Origin of the sequence: Cumulibacter manganitolerans (assembly GCF_009602465.1) — a bacterium.
Taxonomy (GTDB): Bacteria; Actinomycetota; Actinomycetes; order Mycobacteriales; family Antricoccaceae; genus Cumulibacter; species Cumulibacter manganitolerans.
The window spans coordinates 34088-49676 of sequence record NZ_WBKP01000011.1 but is presented as its reverse complement, the minus strand read 5'-3'; the positions used below and the strand labels follow the sequence as shown (position 1 = coordinate 49676).

Annotated in this window: 13 protein-coding genes; 9 read left to right on the top strand and 4 right to left on the bottom strand. The window is 70.9% G+C overall.

What is annotated here, in order from left to right:
• Positions 1–8 precede the first annotated feature (8 nt).
• On the bottom strand, positions 9–1907 hold the full coding sequence (typA, locus tag F8A92_RS06260) for a translational GTPase TypA (RefSeq protein WP_267130034.1): 1899 nt from the start codon (positions 1905–1907) through the stop codon (positions 9–11).
• 126 nt (positions 1908–2033) lie between these two features.
• The gene (locus tag F8A92_RS06255) at positions 2034–3098 is read right to left on the bottom strand and encodes a hypothetical protein (protein ID WP_153504300.1); all 1065 of its coding nucleotides are present in this window, start codon (positions 3096–3098) and stop codon (positions 2034–2036) included.
• A 159-nt stretch (positions 3099–3257) separates the two neighbouring features.
• Here F8A92_RS06255 and F8A92_RS06250 point away from each other — a divergent pair, with 159 nt between their 5' ends.
• The 6 genes from F8A92_RS06250 to F8A92_RS06225 all read left to right on the top strand — a co-directional run bounded on the left by F8A92_RS06250 (position 3258) and on the right by F8A92_RS06225 (position 11460).
• Positions 3258–5147, top strand: coding sequence for a potassium transporter Kup (locus F8A92_RS06250; RefSeq protein ID WP_153504299.1), 1890 nt, complete (start codon positions 3258–3260; stop codon positions 5145–5147).
• Positions 5148–5274: 127 nt separating this feature from the next.
• Complete coding sequence (locus F8A92_RS06245; RefSeq protein WP_153504298.1) at positions 5275–6144, top strand: SGNH/GDSL hydrolase family protein; 870 nt, start codon at positions 5275–5277, stop codon at positions 6142–6144.
• A gap of 170 nt (positions 6145–6314) precedes the next feature.
• On the top strand, positions 6315–7850 hold the full coding sequence (locus F8A92_RS06240; protein ID WP_153504297.1) for a class I adenylate-forming enzyme family protein: 1536 nt from the start codon (positions 6315–6317) through the stop codon (positions 7848–7850).
• A gap of 1 nt (position 7851) precedes the next feature.
• Complete coding sequence (locus F8A92_RS06235; protein ID WP_153504296.1) at positions 7852–8982, top strand: DUF429 domain-containing protein; 1131 nt, start codon at positions 7852–7854, stop codon at positions 8980–8982.
• A gap of 157 nt (positions 8983–9139) precedes the next feature.
• Entirely contained in the window at positions 9140–10687 is a 1548-nt protein-coding gene (locus tag F8A92_RS06230) for a DHA2 family efflux MFS transporter permease subunit (RefSeq protein ID WP_153504295.1), read from the top strand.
• A gap of 209 nt (positions 10688–10896) precedes the next feature.
• A complete protein-coding gene (locus F8A92_RS06225) occupies positions 10897–11460 on the top strand; it encodes a hypothetical protein (RefSeq protein WP_153504294.1) in 564 nt (187 codons plus the stop codon).
• 149 nt (positions 11461–11609) lie between these two features.
• On the opposite strand, the gene F8A92_RS06220 is transcribed toward F8A92_RS06225, so the two are convergent.
• The gene (locus F8A92_RS06220; protein WP_153504293.1) at positions 11610–11975 is read right to left on the bottom strand and encodes a DUF488 domain-containing protein; all 366 of its coding nucleotides are present in this window, start codon (positions 11973–11975) and stop codon (positions 11610–11612) included.
• Positions 11976–12082: 107 nt separating this feature from the next.
• Between F8A92_RS06220 and F8A92_RS06215 the strand changes: the two genes are divergently transcribed.
• From F8A92_RS06215 to F8A92_RS06205, 3 genes are all read left to right on the top strand, one after another.
• Positions 12083–12898, top strand: a complete 816-nt coding sequence (locus F8A92_RS06215) for an alpha/beta fold hydrolase (protein WP_153504292.1) — start codon at positions 12083–12085, stop codon at positions 12896–12898.
• A 131-nt stretch (positions 12899–13029) separates the two neighbouring features.
• Positions 13030–14049, top strand: coding sequence for an FUSC family protein (locus tag F8A92_RS06210; RefSeq protein WP_228389251.1), 1020 nt, complete (start codon positions 13030–13032; stop codon positions 14047–14049).
• On the top strand, positions 14042–14557 hold the full coding sequence (locus F8A92_RS06205; protein ID WP_153504291.1) for a low molecular weight protein-tyrosine-phosphatase: 516 nt from the start codon (positions 14042–14044) through the stop codon (positions 14555–14557). Before F8A92_RS06210 ends, F8A92_RS06205 begins: the two co-directional genes overlap by 8 nt.
• Here the strand turns inward: F8A92_RS06205 and F8A92_RS06200 are convergent.
• Positions 14554–15525 carry a magnesium transporter CorA family protein gene (locus F8A92_RS06200; protein WP_153504290.1) on the bottom strand — a complete coding sequence of 324 codons (972 nt, stop codon included), beginning with the start codon at positions 15523–15525 and terminating at the stop codon, positions 14554–14556. The two genes, F8A92_RS06205 and F8A92_RS06200, sit on opposite strands and share 4 nt — an antisense overlap.
• Positions 15526–15589: the final 64 nt, after the last annotated feature.

Genomic DNA, 15589 nt, shown 5'->3' with positions numbered 1-15589 from the left:
TCGGTCTGCTACTGGCGCCCTGTCGCGCGGCGCGCGGTCTCGCGCTTGCGCTCGGAAGAGTTGAGGACCACCTTGCGGACGCGGACGGCGTCCGGCGTGACCTCGACGCACTCGTCGAAGGAACAGAACTCCAGCGCCTGCTCCAGGGACAGCACCCGCGGCGGCACGAGCTTCTGCAGCTCCTCGCCGGTCGACTGGCGCACGTTGGTCAGCTTCTTCTCCCGGCAGATGTTGACGTCCATCTCGTCCTGCCGCGAGTTCTCTCCGATGACCATGCCCTCGTAGACCGGCGCGCCCGGCTCCACCAGCATGGTGCCGCGCTCCTGCAGCGCGAACATGGCGTACGCGGTGGCGACACCGGTGCGGTCGGCGACCATCGAGCCGTTCTGACGGCCGCGGATCTCACCGACCCACTCGCCGTACCCGTGCGAGATGGCGTTCATGACCGCCGTACCGCGCGTCTCGGTGAGGAAGTCGGTACGGATGCCGATCAGGCCGCGCGAGGGGACGATCCACTCCATGCGCGCCCAGCCGGTGCCGTGGTTCGCCAGCGTCTCCATGCGGCCCTTGCGCACGCTGAGCAGCTGGGTCAGCGCGCCGATGAACTCCTCGGGGGTGTCGATCGTGACGTGCTCGAACGGCTCGTGGATCTTGCCGTCGATCTCGCGGGTGACGACCTCGGGACGGCCCACGGTGAGCTCGAAGCCCTCGCGGCGCAGGGTCTCGACCAGGACGGCGAGCGCGAGCTCACCACGGCCCTGGACCTCCCACGCGTCGGGACGCTCGGTGGGCAGCACGCGAATCGACACGTTGCCGATGAGCTCGGTGTCCAGCCGGTTCTTGACCAGCCGGGCGGTCAGCTTCGAGCCGCTCTTGCCGGCCAGCGGAGAGGTGTTGACACCGATGGTCATCGAGATCGACGGCTCGTCGACCGCGATGCCCTCCAGCGGGCGCGGGTCGTCGATGTCGGCGAGCGTGTCGCCGATCATGATGTCGCTGATGCCGGCGATCGCGATCAGGTCGCCGGGGCCCGCCTCCTCGGCGGGCTTGCGGTCCAGGCCCTCGGTCAGCAGCAGCTCGGCGACCTTCGCCCGCTGCTGGGTGCCGTCCGGCTTGCACCACATGACCTGCTGCCCGGAGCGGAGGGTGCCGTTGTGGATGCGGCACAGCGCGAGGCGACCCAGGTAGGGCGATGCGTCGAGGTTGGTCACGTGCGCCTGCAGGGGCATGTCCTCGTCGTACCGCGGGGCGGGGATGGTGCTCATGAGGACGTCGATGAGCGGCCCGAGGTCGTCGTTGTCGGGGCTGTGCCCGTTCTCCGGACGGTTCAGCGACGCCTTCCCGGCCTTCGCCTGGGCGTAGACGATCGGGAAGTCCAGGTCGCCGTGGTCGGCCATGCCGAGGTCGTCGTACAGATCCATGAACAGGCCGTACGCCTCGTCGACGACCTCCTCGATCCGCGCGTCCGAGCGGTCGACCTTGTTGATCACCAGGACGACGGGCAGCCCGGCCTGCAGGGCCTTGCGCAGCACGAAGCGGGTCTGCGGCAGGGGTCCCTCGGAGGCGTCGACCAGCAGCAGGACGCCGTCGACCATCGACAGGCCGCGCTCGACCTCGCCGCCGAAGTCCGCGTGGCCCGGGGTGTCGACGATGTTGATGGTGAACGGCTTGCCGTCGCGGACGATGTGGACGGCGGTGTTCTTGGCGAGAATGGTGATGCCCTTCTCGCGCTCGAGGTCCATCGAGTCCATGACGCGGGTCGCGCTCTCGGCCTGTCCCTCGTGCCGTTCGCCGAGGGCACCGGCCTGCTGCAGCATCGCGTCGACCAGCGTCGTCTTGCCGTGGTCGACGTGGGCCACGATCGCGACGTTGCGGAGGTCGTCGCGCACGGACATCTTGCTGCTCATCTGGCTCCTCGGGGATTGGCGGTCGCCACGGCGGAGGCGACGGGCAACCCTACAAGGATAGTCGCGCTCGCCGCGCTGCCGACGGGACTGTGGCCAACGTCCTGTGCGGCCGGCCGACGGCGCGCGCTACTCGGGCATCCCGGCGAGCACCACGACGAGCAGGACGGCCACGCCGATCCACAGCACCGTGTGGCCCAGCCAGCGCCGCTCGTACCACCGGGGTCGCGGCAGCACGGCGGCTCTGCCGGACGGCCGCCAGGTCTGGGTGATCGGTCGGATCGCCGGTCCGCGGGTGCGCAGCTGGGCGGCGAGGCCGTCGAGGGCGGTCTCGCTGAACAGGCGGGAGCGGACCGTGAGCTCGTTCCCCGCGGCGTACCGGACCACGAGGGCGCGGCCCTCGCCGTTCGAGCGTCGCCGCCGCGGCGGCAGCAGCATGCCCGCCTCGGCGATCTGCGCGACCGGCACCTCCCAGCGGCGCAGCGGTCCCTGGCGCGTGAGGGTGTCCCCCTCCAGCCGCACCTGGCTGCGCAGGATCGTCAGCGGCAGGACGATCGCGAGGAGCGCCGCAGCGACCCCCGTGGTCCAGAGTCCCTCGGTGAGGCTGATCGGTTCGCCGGAGCGGGTCCGGCGTACGACGAGGGACATGAACGCCAGGGCGGCGAACGCGATCCCCCACGGGACGGCGACCGCCCACGAGGCCCGCACCACCACCGGGGCGCCCGGCACGAGCGCGCGCCGGTCCGGCATCCACGGCGCCATCGGCACCCGGCAGCCTCGGCGGCGAAGGCCCTCGGCCAGGGCGGCGCGCTGCGCGACGCTGAAGTACGCCGGGCCGGCGACAACAACCGTGGGCCGTCCCTCGCTGACGAGCAGCACCCGCCGCGGGCCGCCCTCGAGCCGGCAGCCAGGCAGGGCGGGTCCGGGCACCGTGACGTCCCGGATCCGCAGGCCGCCCGGCCCGAGCTCGACGCGCTTGGACCCCAGCCAGACCTGGCCGAGGACCACGGCGGCCAGCACGATGCCGGCGAAGACCGGCGTCAGCAGGTAGGGGTCCCAGTCGCCGCCCTCGCCGTACAGCGCGGAGCCCAGCACCATCACGACGAGGAAGGCCCACCCCAGGCCGGCGAGGAGGTGCACCAGCAACCACAGCAGCCGGCGCGACATCGCCGGCCCGTACGACTCGACGATCACTGCCTCGCCCGCCCTCTCCGCTCGCTCGAAGCCATCCGCCCGCTGAGGCCGTCGATGGCCTCCGCAGGCTAGTGCATTCCGCGGCCGTGATCGGCGCCACGCGCCGTTCGGTGTGCTCTGTGCTGCGCCGAGCGCTCGTCGCGTGCTGCAATTGCCGTCATGACTTCGGCACGCCGACCCGGTCCCGCACTGCTGGCGCTCACCGCTCTGGGGGTCGTGTACGGCGACATCGGCACCAGCCCGCTCTACGCGATCCAGGTCGTCTTCTCGATCGATCACGGGCTCGTGCAGCTCAATCGCGCGGACGTGTACGGCTCGATCTCGCTGATGTTCTGGTCGATCGTCATGGTGGTCTGCGTGAAGTATCTCGGGTTCATCACGCGGGCCGACAACGACGGGGAGGGCGGCATCCTGGCGCTGGCGCACCTCACCCGCCAGGGGCTACGCCCGGGAAGCCGCCGGTACGGGCTCGTCATGATCCTCGGGGTGATCGGCGCCGCGCTGTTCTACGGCGACAGCCTGCTCACGCCCTCGATCTCCGTGCTGTCGGCGGTGGAGGGCATCGAGGTCGCGCTGCCGTCGCTGTCGCACGTCGTGCTGGCGATCGGCGTCGTGATCATCGTGGCGCTGTTCGCCGTGCAGCATCTGGGCACCGAGAAGGTCGGCAGGTCCTTCGGGCCGATCATGGTGGTCTGGTTCGTCACGCTCGCGGCCCTGGGCATCGGCCAGATCGCCGCGCACCCGTCGATCCTGGGCGCGCTGTCGCCGCACCACGCGGTGCTGTTCATCCTCGACCACCCGCTGATCTCGTTCGTCGCCAGCGGCGCCATCGTGCTGGTGATCACCGGCACCGAGGCCCTGTACGCCGACATGGGGCACTTCGGGCGGCCGGCGATCACCACGGCATGGTTCGGCGTGGTGTTCCCGGCGCTGACGCTGAACTACCTCGGCCAGGGCGCCATGATCCTCAACCACCCGGAGACGGTCGGCAATCCGTTCTTCCAGATGGCACCGGCGTGGGGCCGCATCCCGCTGGTCGTCCTGTCCACCGCGGCCACCGTCATCGCCAGCCAGGCGGTGATCTCGGGCGTGTACTCGGTGTCGCGGCAGGCCGAGCGGCTGGGCTACCTGCCGCGGTTGACGGTGCGCCAGACGTCCGCGCACACCGGCGGCCAGATCTACGTCCCCGCCGTGAACTGGCTCGTCTTCGGCGGCGTCCTGGCGCTCATGCTGACCTTCCGGGAGTCCAGCCGGCTGGCGACGGCCTACGGGGTCGCGGTCACCGCGACGTTCCTGCTGACGACGGCGTTGTTCTGCGTGTACGCCGCCAGCGCCCTCGGGTGGAAGCGCTGGCAGGTCGTGCTGGCCGGTGGCGTGTTCGGGCTGATCGAGCTCGCGTTCTTCTCCGCGAACGTGACCAAGGTGCTGCACGGCGGCTGGCTGCCGATCCTGGTCGCGCTCGTGCTGACCACGGTGATGCTCACGTGGCGGCGCGGCGTCGTCCTCGTGACGGCACGCCGCCGGAAGCTGGAAGGGCCACTCGTCGAGTACCTCGGCAGCGACGACGTCGTCAACGTCACCCGCGTGCCGGGCTCGGCCGTCTTCCTGCACCCCTCGAAGGAGACGGTGCCGCTGGCCCTGCGCGAGAACGTCCAGTTCAACCAGGTGCTGCACGAGAACGACGTCATCGTCACGACCCGCTCGCTGAACGTGCCGCACGTCGAGGACAGCGACCGGGTGACGATCGACCACCTCGCTAGCGAGTACGACCGGATCACCCACGTGCAGCTGGACTACGGGTTCTCCGACGCCCAGGACGTGCCGGCGGGGCTCGCGGTGGCGGTCGAGCGGCACGGTGTCGCGCTCAACCTGGCGACCGCGACGTACTTCATCTCGCGCATCAACCTGCGGATCAGCAACCGCCCCGGCATGGTCCGCTGGCGGAAGCGGATCGTGCAGGGTCTCGCGCAGAACGCCGCACGCCCGTCGGACTACTTCCACCTGCCGATCGATCGGACCGTGCTGATGGGGGCAGAGGTCAACTTCTGATCCCTCGCCCGGGATTGCGCTGGGCACAAGGGCTCTGGTGCGGGGTGCGGTGCGCGCGCCTACCGTCCGTAGCACCTGCCCGACGTCCGCGAGGACGGCCCGTCGGTCCGAGCCTCGAGGGGGAACCATGAAACGACGCATCGTCGCCGCGCTCGCGGCGGTGGGGCTCTGTACCGCCGCCCTCGTCGGGGGCGCTCCGGCCGCGTTCGCCGACGGGGTGCCCGGCGCGCCGTACGTTGAGTTGGGTGATTCGGAGGCGGCCGGCACCGGCAACCTTCCCTATGCCGACCCGGACTGCCTCCGCTCGGAGAAGTCCTATCCGGCCGTCCTCGCCGGCGCACTGGGGACACCGTTCGTCTCGGCCGCCTGCTCGGGTGCGACGACGGCCGACGTGCTGGGCCAGGTGGCGCAGCTCGCGACGACCGGCGGGATCGGTCCCGCGACGACGCTGGTGACGCTGACCGCCGGGATCAACAACCTCGGCTGGCAGCAGGTCCTCCTCGCGTGCAGCCAGGACGGCGGAGCGCTCGCCTGCCAGCAGGCGATGGCCGGGGCGCAGGCCGCGGCAGGGCAGCTGCCCGGCGAGCTCGGAGCGCTGCTCGGTGCGATCCGGATGGCCGCGCCGAATGCGCTGATCGCCGTCACGGATTACCCGCTGCTCTTCGGCCAGGAGACCGGCTCGTGCAGCGTCGGGGCGTTCCAGGGCACGCCGGTGAAGCTCGGCGCCGACCAGGTCGCGTTGGTGAACGGGTCGCTCGCGCAGCTCAGCTCCGTCATCCAGAGCACCGTCGCGGCGTACTCGCAGACCACGGGCGACCCGGGCGTCCGGCTCGTCTCGGTCATCCCCGGCCTCACGGGGCACGGGCTGTGCGACACCGGCGACCGGTGGATCAGCGGCCTGGTGTCGGGGACGAAGACGTTCGCGCGGAGCCTGCACCCGAACACGGCCGGCCAGCAGGCCTACGCGCAGATCATCCGGGGTGGGCTGCCGATGTAGCCACTCGGCGTGGCTTGGCTCGGCTCGGCTCGGCTCGGCTTGCCGCGGGTCGTCAGAACGACGAGCGAGAGGGCCCCTGTCCACCCGGAGTGGACAGGGGCCCTCTCGGCTGGCGATCTCCGGAGCGCACGGCCTGTCGGTCCCGGGCGGGCGGATGGTTGCATGGGCAGATGGACATCGGCTACCTCATTCGTACGGCGTACTCCCGCGAGGACCAGGGCGGTCGGCCCGCGTACACCGTCGGCGACGACACCCTCACCTGGGCGCAGCTCGCCGACCGCGCGCGGTCGATGATCACCGCGCTCGACGGACTCGGCGTCCGGCCCGGCGAGCGGGTCGGCATGCTGCTCGGCAACAGCGTCGACTATCTGCCGCTATACCTCGCGATCACCTCGATGGGCGCGATCGCCGTGCGGTTGAACTTCCGCCTCGGGGCAGACGAGCTGAGCTACATCCTCGGCAACGCGGCGTGCACGGTGCTCGTCGTCGACCACGAGTACGCCGCGAACGTCCCGGGCGACGCGGCCGGTCCGGACGACGGGCGTGCGCTCGTCGTCGTGCAGCGCGGCGGCGCGAGCCGTGCCGACGGGTGGCTCGACCTCGGGAGCGTCGCGGACGACGCACCGCCGGCGCCGCTACCCGGGCCTCGCGAGGCCTCCGAGCCGGCGATGATCATGTACACGTCGGGGACGACGGGGCTCCCGAAGGGCGCGGTCTGGACGCACGGCGGCACGATGGCCTTCGGCCTGAGCCAGGCCGCTCGCTGGCCGATGAGCAGCCGGACGGCGACCCTGGTGTGCGGACCGATGTACCACGTCGGCGGCCTGGAGGACGCGCTGCTGCCCACCCTGATCCAGGGCGGTCACTCGATCGCGATGCCCAGTGGCGGGTTCACCGTCGACGCGGCGTTCGCGGTGATCGAGCGGCACGGCGTCTCCGACGCGTTCTTCTTCCCGTTCATGATCTACGAGATCCTGGGCCGCGCCGATCTGGCTCGGCAGGGGGCGAGCCTGTCCGCGATCTACACCGGCGGCGAGAACCTGCAGCACCGGGTCCTCGACGAGCTGCCCGCGACGTTGCCGGGCATCGAGCTGCACCAGGTGTACGGCCTCACCGAGGGCACGCCGATCATCGCCACCTCTGGGTGGGCGGAGATGCGGCTGAACCCGAGCTCGGTGGGCTACCCGATGCCGATGTGTGAGATCTCCATCCGCGACGACGAGGGGCAGATCGTCCCGGACGGCGTATCCGGCGAGATCTGGACGCGCAGCGACACGGTGAGCCGCGAGTACTGGCGCAACGCCGAGGCCACCGAGCGGACGTTCGTCGATGGATGGTGCGCGACCGGTGACAGCGGGCTGATCGACGAGCACGGCATGCTCGAGATCGTCGGTCGCAAGAAGGACATGATCCGCAGCGGCGGCGAGAACATCTATCCCGCCGAGCTCGAGAACGTGCTGACCAAGCATCCCGCCGTGGCGGACGTCGCGGTGATCGGGGTGCCGGACCCGAAGTGGGTGGAGACGGTGTGCGCGGTCGTGGTGCTGCGCCCGGGCGCTTCGCTGACGCTCGAGGAGCTGGTCGCGTTCTCCCGCGAGCGCCTCGCCGGCTACAAGCAGCCGCGCCGCCTCGAGATCGTCGACGAGCTGCCGCGCACGGCCTCCGGCAAGGTGCAGAAGTTCGTGCTCCGCCAGGGACGGCGCTGATATGGGCGCCTACGTGGGTATCGATCTCGCCTGGAAGGACTCCAACCGCACCGGGCTTGCGGCGGTGGACGGCTTCGGGGCCCTCACGGCATCAGGAGTCGCTCGGGCCGATTCGGAGATTGCAGGCTGGCTCGAAGAGCATGCGCCGGCACCCATGGTCGTCGCGGTGGATGCACCGCTCATCGTGCCGAACGCCGCCGGCCAACGCGTGGCGGAGAAGCTGATCGGCCAGGCTTACAGCCGGTACGGAGCCGCGGCCTACCCCGCCAATCGAGGCAATCCACTGTTCAACCCGCCGCGCGCGGAGACCCTGGCGCAGCGATTCGGCTGGGAGATCGATCCCGCGACGCCTGTCGGCAACGGGCGCACCGTGTGCCTCGAGGTATATCCGCATCCGGCGCTGGTCGGGCTGTTCGCCCTCCCCCAGCGGGTCCTCTACAAGAAAGGCACCGCCCGTCAAGCCGGGTTCCAGCAGCTTGCGGAGCTCCTCGCGTCCATCTCCGAGCTCCGCCTGGAGGAGTCCCGCCGGTGGGCCGAGCTCGTCGCGACGATCGCGCATCCTGCGCGTGGAGATCTCACTCGCATCGAGGACGAGCTGGACGCGATTCTCTGCGCCCATCTGGCATGGCTGTGGCACCACCGACCCGAGGCGTTGACCGTCTACGGAACGGTCCAGGACGGCTATATCGTCGCGCCGCCGAAACCGGCGCACGCGTGGGAGCGCTGCCCAGCCCCGCGCGGTCGCGTGGACCCCCACGACACCGCGGGCCCGGTGGTCACCTACTCCCGCAGTGTCACCGGCAGAGCGGACCTCGGCCTCGGCCACACGGACTGGCAGAACCGGGTACACCGCGCATTCGGCGACTGCTCGATACCGGGGCGCGGACCGGTATCGGTCGACGTCGAGTTCGTCATGGACGAGACGGCGGCCCAACCAGCCATCGCGTTGCACAGCCTGGTCGCGGCGACGATCGACGCCCTCGACGACGTCCTCGGAGCCCGCGACGAAGACCGCAGGGTCGCCGCGCATGCCACCCGAGTGGCCCGTCTGTCGGCCAGCAAGCGCGCGGCTCGCGACGGCACGCAGGAGGGTGCCGTCATCACGGTGACGGACGGCGGCGACGGCAGCTGACGAACCGTGTCAGCAACATCGCACCTGTGATCGGGATAAACGGCTGGCCGGCACTCATAGAATCTGCCCAGCGACAGCGGCGCCGGACCACGGCGTCCGCCGAGCGCCGCGCCGAGCATCCTTGCCGCGGCCCGTCCCCGCAGAATCCCAGGTCTCCATGAGTAGCCCTATCGCGGCGCCCGCGAGCGACAAGCTCGACGCGGGCGTCTTCAAGATCGCCGGAGTCGTCGTGCTCGGCGCGATCATGTCGATCCTCGACGTGACCGTCGTCAGCATCGCGCTGCCGACCTTCCAGTCCGAGTTCCACGCCGCCTACTCCACCGTCGCGTGGACCATGACCGGCTACACCCTCGCCCTCGCGACGGTGATCCCACTGACCGGGTGGGCCGCGGACCGCTTCGGCACGAAACGCATCTACATGCTCGCGTTGACCCTGTTCGTTCTCGGGTCGGTGCTGTGCTCGTTCGCGTGGAGCATCGGCTCGCTGATCACCTTCCGCGTCGTCCAAGGCCTCGGGGGCGGCATGCTGATGCCGATCGGCATGACGATCATGACGCGCGCCGCCGGTCCGCATCGTGTCGGTCAGGTCATGGCGGTGCTCGGGATCCCGATGCTCCTCGGGCCGATCGGCGGCCCGATCCTCGGTGGGTGGCTGATCGAGACGGCGTCCTGGCACTGGATCTTCCTCATCAACGTGCCGATCGGCGTGGTGGCGCTGGTGTATGCGTGGCTCGCGCTACCCAAGGACGAGCCGCGGGAGGCCGAGCGTCTCGACTGGATCGGCATGCTGTTGCTGTCGCCGGGTCTGGCCGCCTTCCTCTACGGCGTCTCGATGATCCCGACCGAAGGCACGATCGGGTCGGCCAAGGTCCTGATGCCCGCGCTCATCGGCGCGGCACTGATCGTCGCGTTCGTGCTGTACGCGCTGCGTGCGGTGAACCCGCTGATCCACCTGAACCTGTTCAAGAACCGCCAGATGACCGTCGCGGTCATCTGCATGTCGCTGTTCGCGATCGCGTTCTTCGGCGCCGGGCTGCTGTTCCCGTCGTACTTCTTGCAGGTGCGCGGCGAGAAGACCCTCGCGACCGGACTGCTGCTGGCTCCGCAGGGCATCGGCGCCATGCTGACCATGCCGCTCGCCGGCAAGATCGCGGACAAGACCGGCGCCGGCAAGATCGTCGTCGTCGGCCTGGTCCTGGCGACGCTGGGCATGGTGACGTTCACCCAGCTCGACGCCGGCACGCCGTACTGGCTGCTGCTGGGCTCGCTGTTCGTGATGGGGCTGGGCATGGGGGCGACGATGATGCCGATCATGACCGTCGCGATCCAGACGCTCACCGATCACGAGATCGCCCGTGGGACGACGCTGATGAACATCGTCCAGCAGATCGCCGGTTCGATCGGCACCGCCGTGATGTCGGTGGTGCTGACCAACCAGATGCTCGGCCGACCCGAGATCGGCATGGCACGGGCCGCGCTCGAGGACGAGGCGTTCGCGGACCGGCTCGTCGGGCAGCTCGGCCCGGACGGCTTCAAGGCCTTCCTGATGAAGGCCTCCGAATCGGCGGCGGACTCGTTCGCCAACACGTTCACGGTGGCCGTCGCGCTGATGGTGCTGACCCTCGTCGCGGCGCTCTTCCTGCCGCGCAACGCACCGGCCCGGCCGGACGCCGAGCAGCAGCACGCGGAGCTGCTGCTGCACTAGGTTGTGAGTCGAGTGTCAAGGAATGGCCCGGGTTCGCCGTCGAACCCGGGCCATTCTCGGTATTCGCTGCCGGCCGCGCCGGATTTAGGTAGGAAGGTAGTAGCACCTCGTCGACGAGGCCCCGAGGGAATCGTCGAGGAGGACCGGACGTTCAGCAGGACGAGCGCTCTTCACGAGAGGACGCCGACACCTTCGGAAAGGACGATCAGATGACTGATAGCAGCAACGCATTCGGCACCGGTCCCCAGGGCCCGGGCGCGACGCCCGGCACCCCCAACCCGTCGGCGGAGAACCCGACCGCGAAGGCCGCCGAGACCGCGGGGACCACCACCAGCGCGCCGGGCACGGAGAAGGCGGTCGACGAGATCAAGCAGAAGGCCGAGGAGCTGTTCGATCTGGTCAAGAAGAACGCGGGCCCGCTGTTCGCCGAGCTCAAGGCGAAGGTCGAGCCGCTGCTGGCCGACCTGAAGGAGAAGACTCCGCAGTACATCGACCAGGCCAAGCAGAAGGCACAGCCGCTGATCGACGACGTCGCGGCGAAGCTCGACGAGGTCCGCAACAAGAACTCCCAGCCGGCCGGCGCCGGCACCGACACCCCGCCGACCGCGTCGCCGTCCGGCACCGCGCAGACGGTGACCGAGCCGGGCACCTCGACCCCGGGCAGCACGTCGCCGTCCACCACCGGCACGACGACCTCGGTGACCGATGCCCACCAGCCGGGCACCGGCGTCGAGGGGACGCCGGGCAGCGCCGGCGACAAGCCGACGGACTGACGCCGGCGGCCACGCGGCTGAAGCACTGCTGAGGCGGGCTTCGTCGGGCAGGGCGGGGAAGTTTCCCCGCTTTGACCGGCGAAGCCCGCTTCGGTTTGCATCGACGGCCGTCCCCGTGGCCGCCCTCGCGCGTCCATCGGTTCGTTCGTTCAGCCGGTGGCCTTCGCGGCACGCGCCTGCAGGGCGCGCGCCAGGACCGGCAGGTGGGTGCGCGCCGGGTCCTTCGTCGCCGTGAGCAGGGTGACGACCGGGTACTCGAGGACGGCATCGGCGGTGTCCGGGAACTCGTCGTTGCGGTCCAGCTCGCTGAGGTACCGGCGCTCGAACTCGGCGTAGTCGCCGCCGCCGTGCAGCCACCTGCGCAGCTCGTCGGACGGTGCGATCGCCTTGATCCACAGCGTCAGGTCGGCGTCGGCCTTCGTGATCCCGCGCGGCCACAACCGGTCGGCGAGCACCCGCGCGCCGTCGTCGGAACCGGGCTCGTCGTAGACCCGCGCGAACCGGAAGTCGGTCATGGCTCCATCCTGGCACCGGGCGCCGGCGGCTGCCGTCGTCCGACCGGCTGCCATGGCCACCGCGGATCACCGGACGTGGTTGACCGGCCCTGGAGGAGAATCGGGGCGTGGATACCTTCACGCGCGGCAGCATGTCGTTCCGGGTGCGCGACGCCGGACCGGCCGACGGGACGGTGGTCGTGCTGCTGCACGGCTTCCCCGAGACCTCGAGGGCGTGGGACGCCGTCGCGCCCCGGCTGCACGAGCGCGGCTACCGGACGCTCGCCCCGGACCTACGGGGCTACTCCCCCGGCGCGCGCCCTCGCGGCGCGCGGCACTACCGCCTGGACACGATGACCGGTGACGTGCTCGCCCTGCTGGACGCCGCGCGGATCGAGCGGGCGCACCTCGTCGGTCACGACTGGGGCGGCGCCCTCGCCTGGCAGGTCACCGGATCGCGCCCGGAGCGGCTGCGCACGCTGACCGCGGTTTCGACACCGCATCCGGCGGCGATGGCGTGGGCCGTGCGGCACTCTACCCAGGCGATCAAGAGCCTCTACATGGGGTTCTTCAACCTTCCCCGGCTCCCGGAATACCTGCTGCGCAAGGGAATCCAACGGGACGGCTTGCGCAGCCTCGGTCTCCCGGAGCCGCAGCGCGCGGCGTACGCCGAGGCGCTCCTCGAACCGGGCGCTCTCGAGGCGGCCCTCGGCTGGTACCGGGCCATCCGCACCCGTCCCCTGCCGAAGGCGGCGCCACCGGTGAGCGTCCCCACGACCTACGTGTGGGGGCGGCACGACAAGTACCTGGGCCGTGCCGCCGCCGAACGCACGGCGCGGTACTGCGACGGCCCCTACGAGCTCGTCGAGCTGGACGCCGATCACTGGATCCCCGAGAAGCACCCCGTCGAGCTGGCCGGGCACATCCTGGCGCGTATCGCGTGAGCGCCGGCCCGCCTCCGTCCGGGCCGCCGCCGTCCGGGCCGTCTACGTCCGGGCCGCCGCCGTCTGGGCCGTCCACCGCGGACCCGCCCGGATCGTCCCCCTCGCCGTCCGGCCGGCGCCGGCTGGTCGAGGTGCGCGACCTGCTGGAGATGCGCCCCGCCGCCGGGGCCCACCGGGTCGCGGTACGCGCCGCCGTCGGCGTCGCCGTGCCGCTGCTGGTGCTGTGGGCGATCGGGCGGCTGGACTGGTCGATCTACGCCTGCTTCGGCGCGTTCACGTCCTTGTTCGGCCGCAACCACGCCGGCGTCCCGCGCCTGCAGCTGCAGGCCTGGGTCGGCCTGCTGCTGGTCGGGTGCACGACGGTCGGCACGCTCATCGGCATCAGCCCGGCGCGGGCCTGGATCGCGGTGCCGTGCGCCGCGGCGCTCGCGGCCGGCGCCACGGCGCTGTCGGACCGCTACGACTGGCATCCGCCCGGCTCGCTGTTCCCCATCTTCGCCCTCGGCGGCTGCGCCTCGCTGGCGTCGACATCGGGCGACCTGCTGCCGGCGTTCGTGGTGTCCGTGGCGAGCGCCGGGTTCAGCGTGCTCGTCGGCTCGGCCGGCGCCCTGGTCCGCAGCCACGGCCGGCTCGCCGGCGAGCGGGTGCGCCCCGGCACCGTGCACCCCGCGCAGCTGCGGCACGCGGTCCGAGGGGCCGCGGCGGTCGGTGTGGCCGGCGCGGTGGCGACGCTGGCCGGGATCGGGCATCCGTACTGGGCGATGGTCTCCGCGGTCGTGCCGCTGGTCTCCCGCGACCCCCGGGTGCAGCTCGTGCGCGGGCTGCACCGGGTCGTCGGCACGGCGATGGGCCTCGGCCTGTCGGCCGCCCTGCTCGCCGCCCACCTGCCGTCCGCCGGAATCATCGTCACGGTCGTCGTCCTGCAGGCGGGCGCGGAGATGCTGGTCGGGCGCAACTACGCCGTCGCGCTGATCTTCGTGACGCCGCTCGCGCTGCTGATGGGGCAGCTCGCGCGTCCCCAGCCCCTCGGGCCGCTGCTGACCGACCGCGGCATCGAGACGCTGATCGGCGTGGTCATCGGGATCGCGGTGGGCGTCCTCACCCGCCGGCCGCGCACCGCGGATCGATGGCACCATCGACGGCATGGCTGATTCGTACCGCGTGTCCGTCGTCTGCTGGGGCAACATCTGCCGGTCCGCGATGGCCGAGCACATGCTGCGCGAGGCCGCGGCGGACTCCGACCTCGCCGACCGGCTCACCGTCGACTCCTACGGCACCTCGACCGAGGAGCTCGGCAACGGGATGGATCGCCGCGCGGTCGCGGCCCTGCACCGGAACGGCTCGCGGGACACCGGCTGGTCGACCCATCGGGCCCGTCAGTTCCTGGCCGACGACTTCGACGATCACGATCTGGTCCTCGCGGCCGATCACGTGCACGAGCGGATCCTGCGCGAGCGGGCCCGGGACGACACCGACCTGGCCAAGGTCGTCCTCCTGCGGTCGTTCGACCCGGCGGCCCTCGACGCGGGAGACCTGCGGATGGCCGACCCGTGGTACGGCGACGACACGGACTTCGACCAGACGTATCGGCAGATCGCCGCAGCGATCCCGGGAATCCTGGAGCGCGTCCGCGCGGACCTGACCGAGCGGGCGCGCTAGAGCCAGTCCTTCGCCTTGAAGGTGATGTAGAGCGCGCCCGAGAGCAGCACGATGAGGATCGAGGACGTCAGGAAGCCCGACAGGTGCGCGAAGCCGGGGTACGGCACGTTCTGGCCGTAGAAGCCGGTGATCGCCGTGGGCACTGCGATGATCGCCGCCCAGCTGGTGACCTTCTTGGTGATGACGTTGAGCCGATTGCCCTGGATCGTCAAGTTGGTCTCGAGGATCGTGTTGACGAGGTCGCGGAGGCTCTCGGTCCACTCCGTCGCCCGCAGCACGTGGTCGTACACGTCCTGGTAGTACGGCAGCAGCTCCTCGGGGATCAGGCCGATGTCCCGCCGCATGAGGGTGTTGACGACCTCGCGCATCGGCAGCACCACGCGCCGGAGCTGCACCAGGCTCTTGCGCAACTCGAAGCTCCGGCGCTGCACGTGCTGGTCGTGCGGACGGGCGTCGAACAGCAGGTCCTCGAGCTGCTCGATCTCGTCGTCGAGCGACTCCACGGCGTCGAAGTGGCCGTCGACCAGCAGGTCGAGCAGACCGTGCACCAGGGCGCCGACGCCGAACCTGCAGAGGTCACGGTCGCCGTCCCACCGTGCGGTCAGCGCCTCGATGGGGAAGGAGTCGTCACGGCGCACCGTCACCAGCGCGGTGGGGGTGATGAAGGCGTGGATCTCGCCGGTGACGAGCTTGCCGCTCTGCACGTCCAGGCGCGCGGAGTAGGCACTCAGGAAGTCGTGCTCGGCGTACCGGTCGACCTTGGGCCGCTGATGCCCCTGCGCGGCGTCCTCGACGGCCAGCTTGTGCAGGCCCAGCTCGTCGGCGACGAGCTCCAGGTCCGCGCGTTCGGGGGCGAGGAGATCAACCCACACGACGGCCGCGCCCTCGCCCAGATGCTCGGACAGCTGGTCGATCGGGAAGTCCTCGTCGGTCAGGACTCCGTCGCGGTAGCAGCGCGTGCGTGGCATCCGCCCAGTATCCGGCACGGTCGTCCCGCCGACGCCGAAGCCGGACCGCCGACGGCCCAGAATT